The 6,186-nt window shown below is 60.7% G+C and carries 6 protein-coding genes and 1 pseudogene; 1 reads left to right on the top strand and 6 read right to left on the bottom strand.

The genetic code is table 11. The features are described from left to right. The 5 genes and pseudogenes from BN1130_RS19305 to BN1130_RS19285 form a co-directional block, all read right to left on the bottom strand. Positions 1-321: pseudogene (locus BN1130_RS19305) on the bottom strand (energy transducer TonB); the annotation flags it as partial. Next, positions 318-719 carry an ExbD/TolR family protein gene (locus BN1130_RS19300; RefSeq protein WP_042044032.1) on the bottom strand — a complete coding sequence of 134 codons (402 nt, stop codon included), beginning with the start codon at positions 717-719 and terminating at the stop codon, positions 318-320. The pseudogene BN1130_RS19305 and the gene BN1130_RS19300, both read right to left, overlap by 4 nt. Beyond that, positions 716-1,246, bottom strand: a complete 531-nt coding sequence (locus BN1130_RS19295) for a MotA/TolQ/ExbB proton channel family protein (protein ID WP_042044031.1) — start codon at positions 1,244-1,246, stop codon at positions 716-718. The genes BN1130_RS19300 and BN1130_RS19295 overlap by 4 nt, the downstream gene beginning before the upstream one ends. Then, entirely contained in the window at positions 1,243-2,538 is a 1,296-nt protein-coding gene (locus BN1130_RS19290) for a MotA/TolQ/ExbB proton channel family protein (RefSeq protein ID WP_042044030.1), read from the bottom strand. The genes BN1130_RS19295 and BN1130_RS19290 overlap by 4 nt, the downstream gene beginning before the upstream one ends. Beyond that, positions 2,535-3,293, bottom strand: a complete 759-nt coding sequence (locus BN1130_RS19285) for a DUF3450 domain-containing protein (protein WP_042044046.1) — start codon at positions 3,291-3,293, stop codon at positions 2,535-2,537. The genes BN1130_RS19290 and BN1130_RS19285 overlap by 4 nt, the downstream gene beginning before the upstream one ends. A gap of 209 nt (positions 3,294-3,502) precedes the next feature. On the opposite strand from BN1130_RS19285, the gene BN1130_RS19280 reads away from it, so the two are divergent. Beyond that, positions 3,503-4,267 carry a helix-turn-helix transcriptional regulator gene (locus BN1130_RS19280; protein ID WP_042044029.1) on the top strand — a complete coding sequence of 255 codons (765 nt, stop codon included), beginning with the start codon at positions 3,503-3,505 and terminating at the stop codon, positions 4,265-4,267. A gap of 62 nt (positions 4,268-4,329) precedes the next feature. On the opposite strand, the gene glmS is transcribed toward BN1130_RS19280, so the two are convergent. After that, positions 4,330-6,162 (bottom strand): glutamine--fructose-6-phosphate transaminase (isomerizing), encoded by a 1,833-nt coding sequence (glmS, locus tag BN1130_RS19275; protein ID WP_042044027.1) that lies wholly within the window; start codon positions 6,160-6,162, stop codon positions 4,330-4,332. Between the last annotated feature and the right edge of the window lie 24 nt (positions 6,163-6,186).

Genomic DNA, 6,186 nt, shown 5'->3' with positions numbered 1-6,186 from the left:
GGGGGGGGCATCCTGCACAGGACTCAGATCAGCCACCAGATCCAGGCTGGGTTGTACCGAAGGCGGAGGGGGCGTTGCGGGGGTGGGCGTGGGGCTCAGGGAGAGGGCGGCCGGGGGTTCGGGCAGGGGCTCGGGTTTAGGCGGGACAGGGCGCTCTCGCTGCGCGACCTCGCTCTGCTCCGTCTGCATCCGGATGACGATAGGATCCTGTTCATCGCGCTGGCTGCGCTCCTTGGGTGGCTCGACCAGGGCGGCCATGAACAGCAATATCCCCAGGCTGAGCAGCAGACCCAGCCCCAGGCTCATCAGCTTGAACTTCATGGGGCAGACACCGCTACCGCTATGCTGGTGATCCCGGCGGCCTTGGCCTCATCCATCACCCTCACCACCTTGCCATGGGGCACACGCTCGTCGGCCTGGATCACCAGGCTGGCCTCGGGCTGTTCGGCCAACATGCGCGCCAGGCTGGCTTGCACCCGCTCTATGTCTACCGGCTTGCGATCCAGGTAGATCTGACCCTGTTCACCGATGGCCAACATGATGCTGGAGGACTTCTGGGCCTTGGCATTGCTCGCTTGGGGACGATTGACCTCGAGCCCGGCTTCACGCACGAAAGAGGTGGTCACTATAAAGAAGATCAACATGATGAAGACGATGTCGAGCATGGGGGTCATGTCTATCTGCACTTCATCACGCACGCGCTTGGATTGGCGTCTCATGGTAATACCTTCTCTTCGCGCAGTCCGTCCCGGGTTTGTGCCAAGGCCCGTTTGGCCTTGCTGTCGAGACGACTGAGTAACAATACGCCGAGCAAGGCAACGACCATGCCCGCCATGGTGGGTATGGTGGCGCGGGAGATGCCGCCGGCCATGCTCTCTGGATTAAAACGGTTGGCTGCCGCCAGGGTGTCGAACACCCCTATCATGCCGGTCACTGTGCCAAGCAGCCCCAACATGGGGCAGAGCACGACCAGGGTGCGGATGATGATCAGATGGCGACCGAGCTCCAGCTCGGCCTGAGCCAGCCAGCGACCACGGATGGCGCGGGCATGCCAGCTGCTTTGTTCCGCTCTGGCCTGCCAGTCGGCTTGCAGACGGCGCTGCAATGCGCCATAGCCCAGATTGAGATACAGCAACCGCTCAATGATCAGGATCCACATCAGCGCCAGCATGGCCAGTATGACCCAGAGCACAGGGCCACCTCGGCCCATGAAGCTCTGCAACTGATGCCAGATGTCGAGCATCATGCCGCGCGCCCTTCCCGTATTTCGCCTTCGGCACGCTCGGCCAATATGCCGGCCACTTGCTGCTCCAACACATTGGAGAGCTCGACGAAACGCGACTGCAGCAAGCTATGGGAGAGGATGAGCGGTATGGCTGCCACCAGCCCCATGACGGTGGTGATCAGCGCCATCGAGATGCCACCGGCCATGATCTTGGGATCGCCGGTACCGAACTGGGTGATGGCCTGGAAGGTGCCAATCATGCCGGTCACCGTGCCGAGCAGACCCAGCATGGGCGCCAGGGCGGCGATCACCTTGACCATGCCCAGCCCCCGCTCGAGGCGCGGCGTCTCCTGCAAGATGGCCTCATCCAGCCTCAGCTCCAGGGTCTCCATGGCGATCTCCGGGTGCTTGTCCGCGACCAGCAGTACCCGGCCGAGGGCGTTGTCCGCATGATAGTCACCGCTGGCCAGCTGACGACGCACCCGGCCCAGCTCGCGAGAGAGGCTCCACAGCCGCACCGCGGCGATGCCCAGGCCGATCAGGGCCAGCAATATGATGATGGCGCCCACTTTTCCGCCCTGCTGCAGCTGCTGCCAGAAACCAGGGGCCTGGGCCTGCATGGCAAGCAGGACGCCATGGGAGGGATCGAGCGGTACGGCCTCGCCCTCCTGACCCTGGTATGCATGGGCGGCACGATTGAGACTGGCGGGCAGACCGAGCACAGGGGTCAGGCCATCGGCTTCCACCTGGAGCAAGCCCTCTTTCCCCAGCAACATGAAGCTGCCGATGCGGGTCACCGGCTGGCGGCTGGCGGCGCCCTGGCCATCCAGTACATTGGCGTCGAAGCGGGTAACCTGGCTCGATCCGGTGATCTCTTGCATCAGTAGACTTGGCAGTTGAGCCAGGGCGGTGCGGTCCGGCACATCCTGCTCCTTGCTCATCTGCTGCAAGGGTTGCAAGCGATCGCCATATTGACCCTGAAGCGCCGAGCCACCGAGCAACCTGGCCGCGTCGTTTGCTCCCTGGCGGGCCACGGCAAAGACTTCGTCCATGTCACTGGCCGCTTGCTGCCACTGGGATTTCAATTCACCCAGCTTTTTCTCGTTGTCGGCAAATTCACTCGCCAGCAGCTTGCTCTGCTGCTGGGCGGCACCCAGCCGGGCACGGGCGCTCGCCAGGGTCTTGCTGACCTCACCAAGATCCTGACTCGCTTGTTGTTCGCGGGCCTGCTCCTGTGCCTGCCAGTCTTCATTGGCCAACGCGGGCTGCATCATGCCCAGTGTCAGAGCGACAAGAAGGGGAAGTTGTCTCATGACTGGGTCTCCTGCAGGGCCACGGAGAGCGGCAGTTGCAACAACTGGGGGACGCCCTTCTCTTTTGCCATGGCGAATGCCTCGCCGAGCGGGCTCAGCCACTGTTCATCCAGCGCCAGCCATGCTTTCTGTTGTGCCGACCAGCGCCAGGCCAGGCTGTGATCCGCCGTCATGGCGAGCAGGGCCACCCGGCCCACGGCCAACACCTCGACCCGGCGCGGCGTGCCATCCAGGGTCAACTCGGCCGAATAGGCATCGAGCCGGTTACCGTATTCGGCCTCGATCTGATAGGCCTGCAACAGTTGGCGAAATTTCTCCGCCTCGCTCACATCGCTGCGCGCCAGGGTCGCTTTCAACCCCTGCACCCGTGATAACCGCTCCTCCTTGCGCAGGGGAATGTCATCTTGCACCAGCGACGCCAGGTCGCTCTGCATCTTCAGCATCAGGGGGATAAGGCCCTGACGGGTCTCTTCCACCGCGCCGAGCTGGGTATTGAGGCGAGTCAGCTCCTTGCGCTGATCGGCAACCAGCGACTGCATATAGCTGTTGTAAGCCTCGAGGTCGCGCAGTTGCAATTCGGCATTCTGCAACTCCTGGCGAGCGGCGAGGGCGGCATCGGCCGCTTTCTCCACCCGCAGCTGGGATGCTTGCCCGGCGGCAATACTCGCCTTGAGAGCAGGCTTGACCAGTTCATCGGCAGAAACTGACAAGGAGATCGATAATGGCAACAGGGCCAGACACCATAACTTGTTCATGAAATAGATCTTATCAATGATAACTATTCTCATTATTTCAAATCATGGGACCAGTAGCAATCGACATCAGTCCTTGGCCTAGGGGGAAAAAAACAGGATAATTTTTAGACAAACACGGGATGTACTGGCGTTGGTAGAAGCAACACCACATTTATAACTAAAAAATATCTTTTCGATCAGCAAGATAGGGATCGAAAAAGGAGAGAAAGATGTTTAACGACGCCATATGGGAACACATAGACAGGTTTACCAGGGCCAAGAAAACCAGCGACATCCAGCAGCTTCTGGAACGTTTCAGCCACCAGATGGGCTTCGATTATTTTCGTTTGCTGATTATTTTTCCCATCAGCATGCAAAAATCCCACGTCGCTCTGTTCAATAATTGCCCAACCAGCTGGTTCAATGCCTATACGGAAAAACAGTTCCTGACTCAGGATCCCGTGGTGCATCTGGGCCTCAAACAGACTCAGCCCATCTTCTGGAATCAGCTCGATTGCACACCCAGCGCCAGTCAGGAAGTGATGAACCTGGCCGCCGACTTCGGCGTTCGTAACGGTGTCTCCTTTCCGCTGCACACCCCGCAGGGTGAACACGGCATCCTCTCCTTCATTACCAAGGAAAAATCCGATTCCGAGCTGATGTTCGACAACGTGCCCATGCTCTCCTTCTGTGCCAGCTACATCTTCAACTCGGCCCTGACCCTCATCAAGGCCAGACCGGATCTGATGAAGTATCTGACCGAGCTGTCGGACCGGGAGAAGGAGTGCCTGTTCTGGGCCAGCGAGGGCAAGACCTCCTGGGAGATAGCCACCATACTCGGCATCAGCGAACGAACCGTCAATTTCCACCTCAATCAGGTGACCAACAAGACGGACTCCAAGAACCGCAGTCAGGCCATCGCCAAGGGGATCTCCAGCGGCATCATTGTGCCCTCCCTGACCGATGTGACCATCACCAACCTGCGACTGTCGTAATCTGGTCAGCAGCAACAAAAAGAGCCGCATTTGCGGCTCTTTTTCATGGGATCATCTTTGGCTTATTCAACCGTAACCGACTTGGCCAGGTTGCGCGGCTGATCCACGTCCGTGCCCTTGATGAGGGCAACATGATAGGAGAGCAGCTGCAAGGGCACCGTGTAGACGATGGGGGCAATAGCCTCCTCGACATGGCTGAGGTTCATCACCCGCATGGTCTGGTCACTCTTGAAACCGGCAGCCGCATCGGCGAACACATAGAGAATGCCGCCACGAGCGCGCACCTCTTCGACGTTGGACTTGAGCTTCTCCAGCAGATCGTTGTTCGGCGCCACCACTATGATGGGCATCTCGGCATCCACCAGCGCCAGCGGGCCATGCTTCAGCTCACCGGCCGCATAGGCTTCTGCATGGATGTAGGAGATCTCTTTGAGCTTGAGCGCCCCTTCCATGGCAATGGGGTATTGGCTGCCGCGACCCAGGAACAGGCTGTGGTGCTTGTCGGCAAACTCTTCGGCCAGGGTTTCGATCTCCTTGGCCAGCGCCAGACTCTCCTTGATGCGCTGTGGCAGGGTCTTCAGCGCCTTGACCAGCTCGGCCTCGGCGGCGGCACTCAGGTTGCCACGGCAATGACCGATGGCGGTCACCAGCATCAGCAGACCGGCCAACTGGGTGGTGAAGGCCTTGGTGGAGGCCACACCAATCTCGGTACCGGCCCGGGTCATGAAGGCGAGATCCGATTCCCGCACCAGGGAGGAACCCGGTACGTTGCAGATCGCCAGGGAGCTCATGTAGCCGGACTCCTTGGCCAGACGCAGGGCCGCCAGGGTATCGGCGGTCTCGCCGCTCTGGGAGAGGGTCACCAGCAGGCTGTTGGGGCGCACCACCGACTTGCGATAGCGGAACTCGGAGGCGATCTCCACGTCGCACGACACCCCGGCGATCTCTTCGAACCAGTAGCGGGCCACCATGCCGGAGTTGTAGGAGGTGCCACAGGCGATGATCTGGATGTGCTCGACCTGGTCGAAGATGGCGCGGGCGCCATTGCCGAACGACTCGACCACCACGTGATCGCTGCCCAGCCGCCCTTCCAGGGTGTTGGTGATGGCCTTGGGCTGCTCGTAGATCTCTTTGAGCATGTAGTGGCGATACTCGCCCTTGTCACCGGCATCGTGGGAGAGCTCGGATTCCAGCTCCTCGCGCACCACGGCGTTGCCCTGGGTATCGAAGATGTGCACGTCACGGCGGGTCACCTCGGCCACGTCACCCTCTTCCAGGAAGATGAAGCGGCGGGTCACCGGCAGCAGCGCCATCTGATCGGAGGCGATGAAGTTCTCGCCGATGCCGCGACCTATCACCAGCGGCGAGCCGGAGCGGGCCACCACCACACGGCTGTCGTCACGGCTGTCCATCACCACTGTGCCGTAGGCGCCGCGCAACTGCTTCACCGCGACTTGCATAGCCACCAGCAGGCTGGGGGCGGATTTCAGTTCGTGGTGCACCAGGTGAGCGATCACCTCGGTGTCGGTGTCTGAGCTGAACTCATAGCCCAGCCCCTGCAACTCGGCCCGCAGCTCTTCGTGGTTTTCGATGATGCCATTGTGCACCACGACGATATGCTCGGAGACATGGGGGTGGGCATTGCGCTCGGAGGGCTCGCCGTGGGTCGCCCAGCGGGTGTGTGCTATGCCGGTACCGCCATGGACGGACTGTTCGTCCAGCGCCTTGGCCAGCTCGGCCACCTTGCCCAGACGGCGCACCCGTTGCAACGGGTGCTCGCTGCTGAACACGGCCACACCGGCGGAGTCATAACCGCGATACTCGAGACGACGCAGGCCTTCCACCAGAATTTCAGCCACATCACGTTGGGCGACTGCCCCGACGATGCCACACATAGACTTCTCCTTAAAATTGAATTG

It is taken from the genome of Aeromonas rivuli (assembly GCF_000820045.1).
In the GTDB taxonomy this organism is placed as follows: Bacteria; Pseudomonadota; Gammaproteobacteria; order Enterobacterales; family Aeromonadaceae; genus Aeromonas; species Aeromonas rivuli.
Note: the sequence above shows the minus strand (reverse complement) of the source record. Positions and strands in the feature narration are given on the sequence as shown.

Coding starts and splice junctions, on each gene's coding strand:
- BN1130_RS19285 (WP_042044046.1), bottom strand. CDS start 3,293: ATGAACAAGTTATGGTGTCTGGCCCTGTTGCCATTATCGATCTCCTTG.
- glmS (WP_042044027.1), bottom strand. CDS start 6,162: ATGTGTGGCATCGTCGGGGCAGTCGCCCAACGTGATGTGGCTGAAATT.
- BN1130_RS19290 (WP_042044030.1), bottom strand. CDS start 2,538: ATGAGACAACTTCCCCTTCTTGTCGCTCTGACACTGGGCATGATGCAG.
- BN1130_RS19280 (WP_042044029.1), top strand. CDS start 3,503: ATGTTTAACGACGCCATATGGGAACACATAGACAGGTTTACCAGGGCC.
- BN1130_RS19295 (WP_042044031.1), bottom strand. CDS start 1,246: ATGATGCTCGACATCTGGCATCAGTTGCAGAGCTTCATGGGCCGAGGT.
- BN1130_RS19300 (WP_042044032.1), bottom strand. CDS start 719: ATGAGACGCCAATCCAAGCGCGTGCGTGATGAAGTGCAGATAGACATG.